This window comes from Bacillus cereus group sp. BfR-BA-01347, assembly GCF_022663835.1.
Classification (GTDB): Bacteria; Bacillota; Bacilli; order Bacillales; family Bacillaceae_G; genus Bacillus_A; species Bacillus_A thuringiensis_K.
The window spans coordinates 1-14,862 of record NZ_JAKUGG010000049.1 but is presented as its reverse complement, the minus strand read 5'-3'; the positions used below and the strand labels follow the sequence as shown (position 1 = coordinate 14,862).

Genomic DNA, 14,862 nt, shown 5'->3' with positions numbered 1-14,862 from the left:
GGCAGAGAGGTCACACCCGTTCCCATACCGAACACGGAAGTTAAGCTCTCTAGCGCCGATGGTAGTTGGGACCTTGTCCCTGTGAGAGTAGGACGTCGCCAAGCAACTAAAAACACAAGTCATTTGACTTGTGTTTTTTTATTTCCCATGAAATAGATTTGGTTCCATTAATAAAAAATTTGAAATATAGTAAGGGATTTTTTGAGCAGAAATACTTAGAAATTGATAAATAAATGGATAATCTTCAGAACCATAACTGCCAAGTAAGTCATACCACCAATCTGTTTCATACCTAGAAATCATGCTTAAATTATAGAGCAATAAATAATGAATGAGGAGTTCAGGTAATATTGGCTTAGGATTTCTAGGATCAGTCGTAAGTGGCAAATAATAAGTATTAGTAAGATGTTCATAGTATAAAGGAGTACTGTACATAGGATTCCATGATTGAATGGGCGCTGTAAAAAGTAAATTCGATTCATTAGTCTTCTCAGGTACGTGCTGTATTGATAAATGCTTACAAGATGTTTCAATGTAACGAGAAAATCTCTCTTTAGTCATATGTAATCGATCTAGTAGGTTGACTGAAAAGGAGAGCTCATTTTTAATTGTTGAATCGATTTTATATAAAGTTGATCCTTTTTGACTATAACGAAATAAATTTTGTAATTCTGGAATATTTCCCATTAATTCTAACATGTTAAATTTTTCTGCTTCTAAGTGTTTCATGTGAAACAGTTGTTCTGCAACATGAGTAAATAATCCGTTTTTTTGTACCTTCACCTCATCTTCTAAAAATTGATACCCTTGTTTTTTTCGTTTGCGAGTTGTAACGCCATGAGCTAAAACAGTAGTGGATTCAGGATAGTTAGGGTCAATAGTTAGTAGGCATGCTTTAAAAAGTTGACTAATTCCATAAAATAACAACATTGGTTGAATGGAAAATGGAGCTGTCTTATATAATTCATAATAATTTTTCCCGTGTTCTAAGTAATAAATAAAGGGATAACAATTTTCAAAACTTTTTTTTTCGGCATCCTGAATAGAGGATTTTTCGTAACAACGGGCAAGATAACGTTGTACGTTTTGAGATGAAAAAAAGAAACTTAACTGCTGCCAAGTACAAGATGTTTGATGCATATATTACGCTCCTTTTATTGTCTAAAAATTCTAACATATATATACGTCCTTGACAGTATTTTAACCAATTGATAAGCTACTAATAATAATTTCTGGTATCATAGGGGGAACAATTATGTGGGAATCTAAATTTGTTAAAGAAGGTTTGACTTTTGATGATGTATTACTTGTACCAGCTAGGTCAGATATATTACCAAGAGAAGTAAGTGTTAAAACAGTTTTATCTGAAAGCTTACAGCTAAACATCCCGTTAATTAGTGCAGGAATGGATACAGTAACAGAAGCTGACATGGCTATTGCAATGGCTCGCCAGGGTGGTTTAGGAATTATTCATAAGAATATGTCTATTGAGCAACAAGCAGAGCAAGTTGATAAAGTAAAGCGCTCTGAAAGCGGCGTTATTTCAGATCCTTTCTTCTTAACTCCAGAACATCAAGTATATGATGCAGAACATCTTATGGGAAAATATCGTATCTCAGGTGTACCGGTTGTAAATAATTTAGATGAGCGAAAATTAGTTGGTATTATTACAAACCGTGATATGCGCTTCATCCAAGACTACTCAATCAAAATTTCTGACGTAATGACAAAAGAACAATTAATTACAGCTCCAGTTGGTACTACACTGGAAGAAGCTGAAAAGATCCTACAAAAGTATAAAATTGAAAAACTCCCTCTTGTTGATAATAACGGTGTATTACAAGGGCTTATTACAATAAAAGATATTGAAAAAGTAATTGAATTCCCAAACTCTGCTAAAGATAAGCAAGGACGCTTATTAGTTGGAGCAGCAGTTGGTGTAACAGCGGATGCTATGCTTCGCATCGATGCATTAGTAAAAGCTAGTGTAGATGCAATTGTACTTGATACAGCACATGGGCATTCTAAAGGTGTTATTGATAAGGTAAAAGAAGTTCGTGCTAAATATCCATCACTAAATATTATCGCTGGAAATGTTGCTACTGCTGAAGCAACGAAAGCACTAATTGAAGCTGGTGCAAACGTAGTTAAAGTTGGTATTGGACCAGGTTCTATTTGTACAACACGCGTTGTAGCCGGTGTTGGTGTACCACAATTAACTGCGGTTTATGATTGTGCAACAGAAGCTCGTAAACACGGCATTCCAGTTATTGCTGATGGCGGTATTAAGTACTCTGGTGATATGGTGAAAGCTTTAGCGGCAGGAGCACATGTTGTTATGTTAGGTAGCATGTTTGCAGGTGTTGCAGAAAGCCCTGGAGAAACTGAAATTTACCAAGGTCGTCAATTTAAAGTGTATCGTGGTATGGGTTCTGTCGGTGCGATGGAAAAAGGAAGTAAAGATCGTTACTTCCAAGAAGGCAATAAAAAACTTGTCCCAGAAGGTATTGAAGGACGAGTACCATATAAAGGACCTTTAGCAGATACAGTTCACCAATTAGTTGGTGGCTTACGTGCAGGTATGGGATATTGCGGAGCACAGGATTTAGAATTCTTACGCGAAAATGCACAATTCATTCGTATGTCAGGTGCTGGCTTACGTGAAAGTCATCCTCATCACGTACAAATTACAAAAGAGGCTCCAAACTACTCATTATAATGTCTTATATACAAATAGACAGAGATTTGATATCTCTGTCTATTTTTTTTTGATTATGTTAGAATAACGGTTATGTGAGTACATAGATATTGGGGGTAGCAAAAGTGAAAGGTATGTTTTGCAAAAGATTCATTGCTTTGGTAACAGTGCTTACACTAGCTTGTAGCATTTTTATGCCATATAGCAATGCATCAGCTGAAACAGGAGCCGCTTTAAACATTGAAGCAGGTGCGGCAATTTTAGTAGAAGCGAATTCTGGGAAAATTTTATATCAAAAGAATGCAGATGAATTATTATCCATTGCTAGTATGACAAAGATGATGAGTGAATATTTAGTTCACGAAGCAGTGGATAAAGGAAAACTTAAGTGGGACCAGAAAATTAAGGTTTCTGAATATGCATATAAGGTTTCACAAGATGCTTCATTATCAAATGTTGCATTAGAAAATGGTGGCTCTTATACAGTAAAAGAGTTATACGAGGCAATGGCAATCTTTTCTGCAAATGGTGCAACAATTGCATTAGCAGAAGCAATTGCAGGTAAAGAAGTAGACTTCGTAAAAATGATGAATGATAAATCGAAAGAACTAGGGTTGAAAAATTATAAATTTGTCAATTCTACAGGTTTAACGAATAAAGATTTAAAGGGAATGCATCCTGAAGGAACAACAGCGGATGAAGAAAATAAAATGTCTGCAAAGGATGTTGCAACTTTAGCACAACATTTAATTAAAGATTATCCAAAAGTGTTAGATACAGCAAAAATCCCTAAAAAAGAATTCCGTCCAGAAAAAGAGAAGTTTGCAATGTCGAACTGGAACTGGATGTTAAAGGGCTTAGTTAAAGAATATGATGGCGTAGACGGCCTAAAAACAGGCTCAACTCCAGAAGCAGGAGATTGCTTCACTGGTACGGTTGAAAGAAACGGAATGCGTTTTATTTCTGTAGTTATTAAAACAAGTTCTCATACAGCACGTTTTGATGAAACAAAGAAGCTATATGATTATGGATTTGCTAACTTTGAAGTGAAACAAATGTATAAAAAAGGTTCTTCAGTAAAAGGACAAGAAACAGTACGAGTAGAAAATGCGAAAGATAAAGATGTAGCAGTTCAAACGAAACAAGCTATTTCACTTCCAGTGCCAAAAGGAAGTAAAGATGTTTATAAAACGGAATTAAAAGAATCAAGTAAGGGACAAGAAGCACCTATTAAAAAGGGAGCGGCGCTTGGTCAAATGGTAATTACGCCAAAAGATACAAACGACCCTGGATTTTTAACTGGTAAGTCACTGCAAGTGGATCTTGTAACAACATCTGAAGTGGAAGAAGCAAACTGGTTTACTCGTGCTATGCGCGGAATTGGTTCATTCTTTAGTGGTATGTGGAATAGTGCTGTTGATACAGTAAAAGGTTGGTTTTAAAAGCTCCTCATGATAGGAGCTTTTTTTTATTCCTATTTTTCATACCGACTTTATGAAAAAGTAGTAGACAAGCATCTGATAGTTAGTGGTAGAATGTAAGAGTATTCTTAATTTTCGCCTTTAACGGGGGAAAGCAATTCACCTAGGGGGGTTTTTGTACATGACAAATGTAACAGGGACAGAACGTGTAAAACGTGGAATGGCAGAAATGCAAAAAGGCGGCGTTATTATGGACGTAGTTAACGCTGAACAAGCAAAAATTGCAGAAGAGGCAGGCGCAGTTGCCGTTATGGCATTAGAGCGTGTACCAGCAGATATTCGTGCAGCAGGTGGCGTTTCTCGTATGGCAGACCCAACAATCGTTGAAGAAGTTATGGGTGCAGTGTCAATTCCGGTTATGGCAAAATGCCGTATCGGTCACCTTGTAGAAGCACGTGTATTAGAATCATTAGGGGTAGACTATATCGATGAGAGTGAAGTATTAACTCCTGCCGATGAAGTATACCATTTAAATAAACGTGATTACACAGTTCCGTTTGTATGTGGTTGCCGTGATATCGGAGAAGCTGCACGTCGTATTGCAGAAGGTGCATCTATGCTTCGTACAAAAGGTGAACCAGGAACAGGAAACATTGTAGAGGCAGTGCGTCATATGCGCCAAGTCAATGCAGAAATCCGTCAAGTTGCAAGTCTACGTGAAGATGAGTTAATGACATATGCAAAAAATACTGGTGCTCCTTATGAAGTACTACTTGAAATTAAACGCCTTGGTCGTTTACCAGTTGTAAACTTTGCGGCAGGTGGTGTAGCAACACCAGCAGATGCAGCATTAATGATGCAACTTGGTGCTGATGGGGTATTTGTTGGATCTGGTATTTTCAAATCAGAAAACCCAGAGAAATTTGCACGTGCAATCGTTGAAGCAACGACTCATTATGAAGATTACCAACTAATTGCAAGCCTTTCTAAAGGATTAGGTAATGCAATGAAGGGTGTCGAAATTTCAACGTTATTACCAGAACAACGCATGCAAGAGCGTGGATGGTAATTAAAGGAGAACTTTAAAATGGTGAAAATCGGTGTACTAGGTCTTCAAGGTGCAGTTCGTGAACATGTAAAATCAGTTGAAGCAAGTGGTGCAGAAGCTGTTGTTGTAAAGCGTATAGAGCAACTTGAAGAGATTGATGGTCTTATTTTACCGGGCGGTGAAAGTACAACAATGCGCCGTCTTATTGATAAGTATGCTTTCATGGAACCACTTCGTACATTTGCAAAGTCTGGTAAACCAATGTTTGGTACATGTGCAGGGATGATTCTTCTTGCGAAAACACTTATTGGCTATGAAGAAGCACATATTGGTGCTATGGATATTACAGTTGAGCGCAATGCGTTCGGACGCCAAAAGGATAGTTTTGAAGCTGCACTTTCAATTGAAGGCGTGGGTGAAGACTTCGTTGGTGTATTTATCCGTGCGCCGTATGTTGTAGAAGTAGCTGATAATGTTGAAGTGCTTTCTAAGCATGGTGATCGAATGGTAGCGGTAAGACAAAATCAGTTTTTAGCTGCTTCATTCCATCCGGAATTAACAGATGATCATCGTGTGACAGCATACTTTGTTGAAATGGTAAAAGAAGCGAAAATGAAAAAAGTTGTATAAGTAACTTGCAACTTGTATAAGATTATAGTAAATTGATGGTAACAATTTTATAAAATAAGCGTGTTGATAGGAAATAGTAACAAATGTCGTTTCTTATAGAGAGTCGATGGTTGGTGGAAATCGATAGAAACAGTTTGTGAATCCATCCTGGAATGGAATGTGGAATATCTTTTGGATTAGTAAGCATTCCCGGTGAAGAGCCGTTATTTCTACTTGAGAGGAAAGCAGTAATGCTTTCAACTAGGGTGGCAACGCGGGTTAACTCCCGTCCCTTTATATAGGGACGGGAGTTTTTTGTGTTTTATAAAATAAAAGGAGGAGTATATAATGCTTGATATTAAATTTTTACGTACAAACTTTGAAGAAGTAAAAGCGAAATTACAGCATAGAGGCGAAGATTTAACTGATTTCGGACGTTTTGAAGAACTTGATACGAGAAGAAGAGAACTACTTGTTCAGACAGAAGAATTAAAAAGTAAACGTAACGAAGTATCTCAACAAATTTCTGTATTAAAGCGCGAAAAGAAAGATGCAGAAGCTCTAATTTTAGAAATGCGTGAGGTTGGAGAAAAAGTAAAGGATCTTGATAACGAACTTCGTACAGTTGAAGAAGACTTAGAAAGATTAATGTTATCTATTCCAAATATCCCTCATGAATCTGCTCCAGTTGGTGAAACAGAGGATGATAATGTAGTAGCACGTACTTGGGGAGAAGTGAAAGAATTTACTTATGAGCCAAAACCACATTGGGATCTTGCTACTGATTTAGGAATTTTAGATTTTGAACGCGCTGGGAAAGTAACAGGAAGCCGCTTCGTATTTTACAAAGGTGCTGGTGCAAGATTAGAGCGTGCTTTAATTAGCTTTATGCTTGATCTTCATACTGATGAGCATGGATATGAAGAAGTATTACCTCCATATATGGTAAACCGTGCAAGTATGACGGGAACAGGGCAACTTCCAAAGTTTGAAGAAGATGCATTCCGTATTGAAAGTGAAGATTACTTCTTAATTCCAACAGCTGAAGTACCTGTAACGAATATGCATCGTGATGAGATTTTAAATAAAGAGCAATTGCCTATAAGATATGCTGCATTTAGCTCTTGCTTCCGTTCTGAAGCAGGTTCAGCTGGGCGTGATACACGTGGTTTAATTCGCCAGCATCAGTTCAATAAAGTAGAGCTTGTGAAGTTCGTAAAACCAGAAGATTCTTATGAAGAGTTAGAAAAATTAACAAATGATGCAGAACGCGTGTTACAATTATTAGAGTTGCCATATCGCGTTATGAGCATGTGCACAGGCGATTTAGGATTTACAGCAGCGAAGAAATACGATATTGAAGTATGGATTCCGAGCTATGGCACATATCGTGAAATTTCTTCTTGTAGTAATTTTGAAGCTTTCCAAGCGAGACGTGCAAATATACGTTTCCGCCGTGAGCCAAATGGAAAACCAGAACATGTTCATACATTAAATGGATCTGGTCTTGCAATTGGACGTACGGTTGCAGCTATTTTAGAGAACTACCAACAAGAAGATGGTACAATTATAATTCCAGAAGTTCTTCGCCCTTATATGGGAGGAAAAACAGTTATTAAGTAAATTTAAACATTCATCGGTATGAGTGATTGGTAATTATGAGCGTTGTCAGTACTGTAATGTAGGAAGGGGAAAGTAAAATTTTCCTTTCCTCATAATTTATTTTAGTAGGGTTGACTAACTGTTTTTCTTTTGATATTATATTTGATGTCAATATGGAGGTATACCCAAGTCTGGCTGAAGGGATCGGTCTTGAAAACCGACAGGCGGCGAGAGTCGCGCGGGGGTTCGAATCCCTCTACCTCCTCCAGATATAATTGACAACAGCGCATATAAGTGGAGATTGGAGAACTCGTTACCAACACGTAACGAGTTTTTATTTTAAAACCAATCATAAAGTATGGTGTAAGGTAATCTTGTCCTTATTACACACTCATATTCCGATGATTATCTTCATAGATATGAAAGGAGTCAACATGGATCTTATTATACAAACGTTTCCTTTAGATGGAAAAACTTTATATTATGTACAATGTCCTGTCTGTAAGAACAATAGAATTTTAAACAGTGGTGCAAACGTATCACGCATTATTAGTGATGATACATTCCGTAAACTTTGTGGTTGTACTTGTGATGTAAAACCAGCTAAGAGTAAAGTAGAGGCGCCAAAACAAGTTAAAAAAGCGGCTGTAAAGAAAGAAGCAGCTCCAAAACGTACAGGTAAAGTATTAACGGCAGTAATTAACGGTAAAGAAATGACTGTTAAAGAGATTGCTGAAGCATACGATATTAGTACAAGTACTGTTCGTCAGCGCATTAACGCAGGAAAACCTGAGAGTGAAATTATTGCTCCAACAAAGAAGAAGTAATTTAATAGGAAAACCCGTGCATATGCACGGGTTTTTTATTTTACAAGTTTACGTGTTTGTTTTAAAAAATGGCCAATTTTTTTAATGATTGGTTCGATTGAATCACCATCTTTTAAAATATCGTACTCATTAATATTTAAGCGTAATACAGGGCATGAATTAAAGTTGTTAATCCAGTTTTCATAACGTCCATGCATTTCTTTCCAGTACTCAATTGGTGTTTGCTGTTCCATTGGGCGCCCGCGTTCTTGAATACGATCGACAATATCATCGAAAGAACCTTCTAAGTAAATTAATAAGTCTGGATGAGGGAAGTAAGGAGTCATGACCATAGCGTCAAATAAACCTTTGTATGTTTCATAATCAGTTTCCGTCATTGTCCCTTTTTCATGATGCATCTTTGCGAAAATTCCAGTGTCTTCGTAAATGGAACGATCTTGAACAAAACCGCCACCATATTCAAAAATTCTTTTTTGTTCCTTAAATCGTTCTGCTAAAAAGTACACTTGTAGGTGGAAGCTCCAGCGAGTGAAGTCCGCATAGAACTTGTCCAAATATGGATTGGAATCTACTTTTTCAAATGATGTGCGATAACCTAAAGCATTAGCTAATGCAGTTGTCATAGTTGATTTACCCACACCTACCGTTCCGGCGATAGTGATTACTGCGTCATTGGGTATATCATATTTTTGCCTTAAATTCATTATTATTTCGACTCCTTTAAGAGAGTATTTTGAAGGGCAGATAGGATGACGTTTAAATCATCAGGATTTTTTACAAAATCCATATCGTCTCCATTAAATTTCAATACTGGTATTTCTGGATGATCTTTTTTAAAAGCATCCATTGCTGTTTCATAATCTTTTGTGAGCTGTAGTAAGTAATTTGGATCCATGTTTTTTTCAAATTCTCTTCCGCGCATGGCGATTCGTTTTTGCAATGTTTCTAGGCTAGCTGTTAAATAAACAATGACATTTGGCACAGGCATATCTTGTGTAAGGATACGATAAATTTGCATGTATTTGTCATATTGAGAGTCTTTTAATGTGCGGGATGCAAAAATTAAATTTTTAAAGATATGGTAATCCGCTACTACTGGTTTCCTTTGATTCAAATACTTTATGTTAATGTCTTCTAATTGTTTGTATCTATTACAAAGAAAGAACATCTCTGTTTGAAAACTCCATTCGTCGATGTCTTCATAGAACTTTCCTAAAAAGGGATTTTCATCAACAATCTCTTTTAGTAAGTGGAGTTGCATGTGAGTTGAAATTTCCTTCGCAAGTGAAGTTTTTCCAACACCAATTGGTCCTTCAACCGTGATAAATGGTACTCCGGTCACGCTGTTTCCTCCTTTCAATCAGTGATTTACCGTGACTACTAAAAACACAAAACAGAATTATTGTAGCACAAGAGGGAAGCGAGCGGGTTAATTTGATATAAAAAGTTAGAAAATAGATATATGTATTAATTAAATTTTATTTTGGTTGATGATGTTATATTTGCTTTCAATGTAGTTTCCATTATTTTCAAGGCATGTATATTATCTTGGTCGTTGTTAGAGGCGATACAATCCTGTGGTACATACAATGTATAATTTCTCATATGAGCATCATTAGCTGTAAATAGGATACATATATTTCCAGCAACCCCTGTTAATATTAGATTTTCTATTTTTAAATAACCTAGTAATGAATTTAAAGGTGTTTCATAAAAAGCGGAATAATGTGGTTTAATAAAAATGTAATCATCAGAATTTGGAGCAATTTTATGGATTATATTTTCGCTATATTCATTTGTGCAATGAGTAATAAGTTGGTCGATATCAGATCTCCAAAGTTGATAATGGTCATTAACGTAAATTATAGGATAGCCGAAGGATTTCATTTTTTTCTTTAATTGTAAAATAGGGTTTGTTATAGTTTCGCATTTTTTAGCTAGAATGGGTCCGTGGGAAAATTGAAAGTCATTAATCATATCGATAATGAGCAAGGCGGTATTTTTCATATGTAATCCCCTCTCTTTTTTCTTTTAGGGTGGATTGAATTTGTAAAAGTTATCCCCTGTGTAGTAAATGGAAATAAGTGTACTTTATTTGTAATGAAAGGACTATGTTATGAAACAAGATCAAGATATTTATTTTATGCAATTAGCGATAGAAGAAGCTAAAAAGGCAGAGGAAATACAGGAAGTACCAATTGGAGCAGTTATAGTGTTAGATGGTGAGGTAATTAGTGTTGCCCATAATTTAAGAGAAACTGAGCAAAGATCAATAGCTCATGCCGAGTTGCTAGCGATAGATGAGGCATGTAAAAAATTAGGGACATGGCGTTTAGAAGATGCAACATTGTATATAACATTAGAACCTTGTCCAATGTGTGCCGGTGGAATTGTTTTATCACGAGTGAAGCGAGTTGTATATGGTGCAAGTGATCCGAAGGGCGGATGTGCAGGAACATTGATGAATCTTTTAACGGATGAACGCTTCAATCATCAATGTGAAGTAGTATCTGGTGTACTAGAGGAAGAATGCGGTACGTTGTTAACGAACTTTTTTAGAGAGCTTCGTAAAAAAAGAAAAGCGATAAAAAAATTAGGGGGAAATACTGAGAACTAACGTATTTGCATTTTACAAAGAAACAAGTTATACTGATAATGCCTTTAATAAAGGCAACCGAATATTGGTTTTAACTTTGCCGTGCTAAGCGGGGAGGTAGCGGTGCCCTATACTCGCAATCCGCTCTAGCGAGGCCGAATCCCCTCTCGAGGTTATGTTGCTGTAAGGTCTGCCTTAAGTAAGTGGTGTTGACGTTTGGGTCCTGCGCAACGGGACCCCGTGAACCTTGTCAGGTCCGGAAGGAAGCAGCAATAAGCGGGTCTTCTCGTGTGCCGCAGGAGTGCCTGAACCGAGCTAACTGCTTGAGTAACGCTTATGGTACGTAATCGACGGAGGGTGCACGGCAGTTATATATGTATACAAAACTCACCTTAATAAAAAGGTGAGTTTTTTGTATAGAAAATAACTTTTGGAATCTATAAACAGAATGGGTTATAATAAATGAGATAATAACCTTTGAGGGAGGCCGTATTTTCGTGTCATACCAAGCGTTATACCGAACATGGAGACCGCAAAAGTTCGAAGATGTAGTCGGTCAAAAGCACGTGACAAAAACGTTGCAAAATGCCCTTCTTCAAGAGAAAGTTTCACATGCTTATTTATTTTCTGGTCCGAGGGGAACAGGAAAAACAACAATTGCAAAAGTATTTGCAAAAGCAATTAACTGTGAACATGCTCCGGTAGCTGAACCTTGTAATGAATGTCCTTCTTGTTTAGGAATTACACAAGGATCCATTTCAGATGTATTAGAAATTGATGCGGCTTCAAATAACGGTGTAGATGAAATTCGAGATATTAGAGATAAAGTAAAATATGCTCCAAGTGCTGTAGAATATAAAGTATACATTATTGATGAAGTTCACATGCTTTCTATGGGTGCATTCAATGCGCTTTTAAAAACCTTAGAAGAGCCGCCAGGACATGTTATCTTTATTTTGGCGACAACAGAACCTCATAAGATCCCACCTACAATCATTTCACGTTGTCAGCGCTTTGAATTCCGAAAAATATCAGTGAATGATATTGTTGAGAGATTATCAACGGTCGTGACAAATGAAGGTACGCAAGTGGAAGATGAAGCATTACAAATTGTTGCACGTGCTGCCGAAGGTGGTATGCGTGACGCGCTTAGTCTTATTGATCAGGCTATATCTTATAGTGATGAGATTGTTACGACAGAAGACGTATTGGCCGTAACAGGATCTGTTTCTCAGCAATACTTAGGAAATTTAGTAGAGTGCATACGTGAAAATGATGTATCAAGAGCATTGCAAATCATAGATGAAATGATGAGTAAAGGGAAGGATCCAGTTCGTTTTATGGAGGATTTCATTTACTATTATCGTGATATGCTTTTATATCAAACTTCACCGCAACTAGAACATATGTTGGAACGAGTAATTGTAGATGATCAATTCCGTAAGTTGAGTGAAGAAATGCAACCGGAAGTGATCTATGAGATTATTCATACCCTTAGTAAGGGACAACAGGAAATGAAGTGGACAAATCATCCGCGTATTTTCTTAGAAGTTGTTATGGTGCAATTGTGTCAACAGTTTATGATGCAAGCAAATGGTACAGATCGTTTGCAAGCAATTATGAACAGGATGCAGCAACTGGAGAAAGAGTTAGAGCAAGTCAAAAAGAACGGTGTGCCAGCTGGTGTACAACAAGAAGTAAGAGAGACACGTGCAACACCAAAACCGGTACGAACAGGAAGTATGAAAATTCCTGTCGGACGTGTAAATGAAGTATTAAAACAAGCGAAGCGTCAAGATTTAGAACAATTAAAAGCTGTATGGGGTGAGTTGTTAGGAAGACTCAAATCATATAACAAAGTAGCGTTTGCCGTTTTACTAGAAAATAGCGAACCGGTGGCAGCTTCAGATGACACTTACGTTTTAGCATTTCAATATGAGATTCACTGTAAGATGGCGAGCGAAAATCGAGAAGCTATGGATACAGTAGAACAAGCTTTATTTGAATTGCTAAGTAAAAGGTTAAATATGATTGCCATTCCCAAAAGTGAATGGGGTAAAATCCGTGAAGACTTTTTACAACGTGAAGGTGGAGAGTCTGAAGAAAGTCCGGAGAAAAAGGAAGACCCTCTTATAGAAGAGGCAGTGAAATTAGTAGGGCAAGAACTCATTGAAATAAAAGAGTAATAATAATTAGGAGGAATTAATTATGATGCGTGGCGGAATGGGAAATATGAATAACATGATGAAACAAATGCAAAAGATGCAAAAGGACATGGCGAAAGCACAAGAAGAGCTTGGTGAAAAAACAGTTGAAGGTACAGCTGGCGGCGGAATGATTACAGTTATCGCAAATGGTCACAAGCAAATTCTTGAAGTGAAGATTAAAGAAGAAGTTGTAGATCCAGAAGATATCGAAATGTTACAAGACTTAGTGTTAGCTGCAACAAATGATGCGCTTAAAAAGGCTGATGAGCTTTCAAACTCTACAATGGGTAAATTTACAAAAGGCTTAAACTTACCGGGTGGAATGTTCTAGGAGGATATTGATACATGCATTATCCAGAACCAATATCAAAACTAATCGATAGTTTTATGAAGTTGCCAGGTATCGGACCGAAAACAGCGGTTCGATTGGCGTTTTTCGTATTAGATATGAAAGAAGATGACGTGTTAGGTTTCGCGAAAGCACTTGTAAATGCGAAGCGAGATTTAGCGTACTGTTCTGTATGCGGACATATTACTGATCGTGATCCTTGTTATATTTGTAATGATTCACATCGAGATCAATCAGTTGTTTGTGTCGTGCAAGAACCGAAAGATGTAATCGCGATGGAAAAAATGAAAGAGTATCAAGGTGTATATCATGTGTTACGTGGTGCGATTTCTCCTATGGAGGGAATTGGACCGGAAGACATTAATATCCCACAACTCTTAAAGCGACTACATGATGAAACCGTACAAGAAGTGATATTAGCAACAAACCCTAATATTGAAGGGGAAGCTACAGCCATGTATATCTCCCGCCTCTTAAAACCTACAGGCATTAAAGTAACTCGTATTGCGCATGGTCTGCCAGTTGGTGGAGATTTAGAATATGCAGATGAAGTGACACTATCCAAAGCGTTAGAAGGTCGCAGAGAAGTATAAGAGGAGAAACAAAAATGTTCTTTCAAAAAAAGGGTAAATTGCGTAAAGAGTATGACGATAAGTTAATTGTACTTTTGGAAAAAGTGAAGAATGAGTGGTTACGTCAGAAGAGAATGGTCGAACAAAGTGTAGAACCGTCTCAAGATGTCATTTGTTCTTTGAAAATAGCAGAGGCGAAATATTTCTTTTTGTTGAAAGAAGCAAAGCGTCGTCCTGTAAAAATGGAACAATGGTAAAGGGTTCTGCTTTCTAAGCAGGCCTTTTTATTTTATTTGTTAAATGCTGAGTTATTGTTTTATTTAGTTTATATGAAAGGGATGCCACTTATGATAACTGTTCTTTTTTATTGTCTTGTCCCATACAAATAGATGTATAGGTCATTCATAAGGAGGAAAAAATGAATTCTACAATTATTATTGTTGGCATTCTTACTTTAGTATTTATTTTTCTTGTTTTTGGTGTTGCCTCTAAGCCATTACGTTTTATAGGTAAGGTGATTTTTCATGTTACTTTAGGAATAGCGTTGCTTTTTATCGTAAATGTTATAGGGACATATTTTGATTTTCATATCCCGATTAACATGGGTACAGCAGCAATAACGAGTTTATTAGGCCTACCCGGTGTGGCAGCATTAGTGATTATTAAGCTTTATATCATGCCAAGATAAAATTATTTTGGCATTTTTTTTAAAAGTGTTGACTATTAAATGATTAATATGGTAAATTAATAAGCGTCGTCAGCAGCGAAAGAAAAAAACTGTTGACAGATTTAACGAGAAATGTTAAATTATAAAAGTCGCTAAAACGCGATGTTGAACTTTGAAAACTAAACGAAACAAACAACGTGAAACGTCAATTTTTATTTTAGATGCTAGACAAACTAACTTTATTGGAGAGTTTGATCCTGGCTCAG

At 36.9% G+C, this 14,862-nt stretch carries 16 protein-coding genes, 1 tRNA gene, 1 rRNA gene, 1 other RNA gene and 1 other annotated feature; of the genes, 15 read left to right on the top strand and 4 right to left on the bottom strand.

Annotated features, from left to right (window positions below; genetic code table 11):
• Window positions 1-104, top strand: a 5S ribosomal RNA gene (gene rrf / locus MR143_RS32040); the annotation flags it as partial.
• A gap of 34 nt (window positions 105-138) precedes the next feature.
• Here the strand turns inward: rrf and MR143_RS32035 are convergent.
• Complete coding sequence (locus MR143_RS32035) at window positions 139-1,140, bottom strand: YaaC family protein (protein ID WP_000554287.1); 1,002 nt, start codon at window positions 1,138-1,140, stop codon at window positions 139-141.
• Between the two features lie 115 nt (window positions 1,141-1,255).
• Between MR143_RS32035 and guaB the strand changes: the two genes are divergently transcribed.
• The 7 genes from guaB to MR143_RS32000 all read left to right on the top strand — a co-directional run bounded on the left by guaB (window position 1,256) and on the right by MR143_RS32000 (window position 8,205).
• A complete protein-coding gene (gene guaB / locus MR143_RS32030) occupies window positions 1,256-2,719 on the top strand; it encodes an IMP dehydrogenase (RefSeq protein WP_000264088.1) in 1,464 nt (487 codons plus the stop codon).
• A 113-nt stretch (window positions 2,720-2,832) separates the two neighbouring features.
• Window positions 2,833-4,140 (top strand): D-alanyl-D-alanine carboxypeptidase DacA, encoded by a 1,308-nt coding sequence (dacA, locus tag MR143_RS32025; RefSeq protein WP_125653127.1) that lies wholly within the window; start codon window positions 2,833-2,835, stop codon window positions 4,138-4,140.
• Between the two features lie 160 nt (window positions 4,141-4,300).
• Complete coding sequence (gene pdxS / locus MR143_RS32020) at window positions 4,301-5,188, top strand: pyridoxal 5'-phosphate synthase lyase subunit PdxS (RefSeq protein ID WP_242281274.1); 888 nt, start codon at window positions 4,301-4,303, stop codon at window positions 5,186-5,188.
• A gap of 18 nt (window positions 5,189-5,206) precedes the next feature.
• A complete protein-coding gene (pdxT, locus tag MR143_RS32015; protein ID WP_000238787.1) occupies window positions 5,207-5,797 on the top strand; it encodes a pyridoxal 5'-phosphate synthase glutaminase subunit PdxT in 591 nt (196 codons plus the stop codon).
• 54 nt (window positions 5,798-5,851) lie between these two features.
• Window positions 5,852-6,073 (top strand) — a binding site (T-box leader).
• Between the two features lie 51 nt (window positions 6,074-6,124).
• A complete protein-coding gene (serS, locus tag MR143_RS32010) occupies window positions 6,125-7,399 on the top strand; it encodes a serine--tRNA ligase (RefSeq protein WP_000884187.1) in 1,275 nt (424 codons plus the stop codon).
• A 154-nt stretch (window positions 7,400-7,553) separates the two neighbouring features.
• Window positions 7,554-7,646 (top strand) — tRNA-Ser (locus MR143_RS32005).
• 166 nt (window positions 7,647-7,812) lie between these two features.
• Window positions 7,813-8,205 carry a sigma factor-like helix-turn-helix DNA-binding protein gene (locus MR143_RS32000; protein ID WP_000364191.1) on the top strand — a complete coding sequence of 131 codons (393 nt, stop codon included), beginning with the start codon at window positions 7,813-7,815 and terminating at the stop codon, window positions 8,203-8,205.
• 35 nt (window positions 8,206-8,240) lie between these two features.
• Here MR143_RS32000 and MR143_RS31995 read toward each other — a convergent pair whose 3' ends face one another.
• The 3 genes from MR143_RS31995 to MR143_RS31985 all read right to left on the bottom strand — a co-directional run bounded on the left by MR143_RS31995 (window position 8,241) and on the right by MR143_RS31985 (window position 10,212).
• Entirely contained in the window at window positions 8,241-8,909 is a 669-nt protein-coding gene (locus tag MR143_RS31995; RefSeq protein WP_001053585.1) for a deoxynucleoside kinase, read from the bottom strand.
• A gap of 2 nt (window positions 8,910-8,911) precedes the next feature.
• Window positions 8,912-9,547, bottom strand: a complete 636-nt coding sequence (locus MR143_RS31990) for a deoxynucleoside kinase (RefSeq protein ID WP_000148218.1) — start codon at window positions 9,545-9,547, stop codon at window positions 8,912-8,914.
• Between the two features lie 125 nt (window positions 9,548-9,672).
• Window positions 9,673-10,212, bottom strand: a complete 540-nt coding sequence (locus MR143_RS31985) for a cysteine hydrolase family protein (protein ID WP_000798723.1) — start codon at window positions 10,210-10,212, stop codon at window positions 9,673-9,675.
• Window positions 10,213-10,321: 109 nt separating this feature from the next.
• Between MR143_RS31985 and tadA the strand changes: the two genes are divergently transcribed.
• From tadA to MR143_RS31950, 7 genes are all read left to right on the top strand, one after another.
• Window positions 10,322-10,822 carry a tRNA adenosine(34) deaminase TadA gene (gene tadA / locus MR143_RS31980; RefSeq protein ID WP_000806701.1) on the top strand — a complete coding sequence of 167 codons (501 nt, stop codon included), beginning with the start codon at window positions 10,322-10,324 and terminating at the stop codon, window positions 10,820-10,822.
• A 79-nt stretch (window positions 10,823-10,901) separates the two neighbouring features.
• Window positions 10,902-11,166: signal recognition particle sRNA large type (gene ffs / locus MR143_RS31975), an RNA gene on the top strand.
• Window positions 11,167-11,298: 132 nt separating this feature from the next.
• On the top strand, window positions 11,299-12,987 hold the full coding sequence (dnaX, locus tag MR143_RS31970; protein ID WP_000121561.1) for a DNA polymerase III subunit gamma/tau: 1,689 nt from the start codon (window positions 11,299-11,301) through the stop codon (window positions 12,985-12,987).
• Window positions 12,988-13,012: 25 nt separating this feature from the next.
• On the top strand, window positions 13,013-13,339 hold the full coding sequence (locus MR143_RS31965; RefSeq protein ID WP_014894853.1) for a YbaB/EbfC family nucleoid-associated protein: 327 nt from the start codon (window positions 13,013-13,015) through the stop codon (window positions 13,337-13,339).
• Window positions 13,340-13,353: 14 nt separating this feature from the next.
• Complete coding sequence (recR, locus tag MR143_RS31960; protein WP_000559169.1) at window positions 13,354-13,950, top strand: recombination protein RecR; 597 nt, start codon at window positions 13,354-13,356, stop codon at window positions 13,948-13,950.
• Between the two features lie 14 nt (window positions 13,951-13,964).
• Window positions 13,965-14,186, top strand: coding sequence for a YaaL family protein (locus MR143_RS31955; RefSeq protein WP_000466019.1), 222 nt, complete (start codon window positions 13,965-13,967; stop codon window positions 14,184-14,186).
• Window positions 14,187-14,347: 161 nt separating this feature from the next.
• Window positions 14,348-14,617 (top strand): pro-sigmaK processing inhibitor BofA family protein, encoded by a 270-nt coding sequence (locus MR143_RS31950; protein ID WP_001089271.1) that lies wholly within the window; start codon window positions 14,348-14,350, stop codon window positions 14,615-14,617.
• The last annotated feature ends 245 nt before the right edge of the window (window positions 14,618-14,862 follow it).

Bases quoted from the DNA above. Each gene is read 5' to 3' on its own strand.
- MR143_RS32035 (WP_000554287.1), bottom strand. From the start codon at position 1,140: ATGCATCAAACATCTTGTACTTGGCAGCAGTTAAGTTTCTTTTTTTCA.
- guaB (WP_000264088.1), top strand. From the start codon at position 1,256: ATGTGGGAATCTAAATTTGTTAAAGAAGGTTTGACTTTTGATGATGTA.
- dacA (WP_125653127.1), top strand. From the start codon at position 2,833: ATGTTTTGCAAAAGATTCATTGCTTTGGTAACAGTGCTTACACTAGCT.
- pdxS (WP_242281274.1), top strand. From the start codon at position 4,301: ATGACAAATGTAACAGGGACAGAACGTGTAAAACGTGGAATGGCAGAA.
- pdxT (WP_000238787.1), top strand. From the start codon at position 5,207: ATGGTGAAAATCGGTGTACTAGGTCTTCAAGGTGCAGTTCGTGAACAT.
- serS (WP_000884187.1), top strand. From the start codon at position 6,125: ATGCTTGATATTAAATTTTTACGTACAAACTTTGAAGAAGTAAAAGCG.
- MR143_RS32000 (WP_000364191.1), top strand. From the start codon at position 7,813: ATGGATCTTATTATACAAACGTTTCCTTTAGATGGAAAAACTTTATAT.
- MR143_RS31995 (WP_001053585.1), bottom strand. From the start codon at position 8,909: ATGAATTTAAGGCAAAAATATGATATACCCAATGACGCAGTAATCACT.
- MR143_RS31985 (WP_000798723.1), bottom strand. From the start codon at position 10,212: ATGAAAAATACCGCCTTGCTCATTATCGATATGATTAATGACTTTCAA.
- tadA (WP_000806701.1), top strand. From the start codon at position 10,322: ATGAAACAAGATCAAGATATTTATTTTATGCAATTAGCGATAGAAGAA.
- MR143_RS31965 (WP_014894853.1), top strand. From the start codon at position 13,013: ATGCGTGGCGGAATGGGAAATATGAATAACATGATGAAACAAATGCAA.
- recR (WP_000559169.1), top strand. From the start codon at position 13,354: ATGCATTATCCAGAACCAATATCAAAACTAATCGATAGTTTTATGAAG.
- MR143_RS31955 (WP_000466019.1), top strand. From the start codon at position 13,965: ATGTTCTTTCAAAAAAAGGGTAAATTGCGTAAAGAGTATGACGATAAG.
- MR143_RS31950 (WP_001089271.1), top strand. From the start codon at position 14,348: ATGAATTCTACAATTATTATTGTTGGCATTCTTACTTTAGTATTTATT.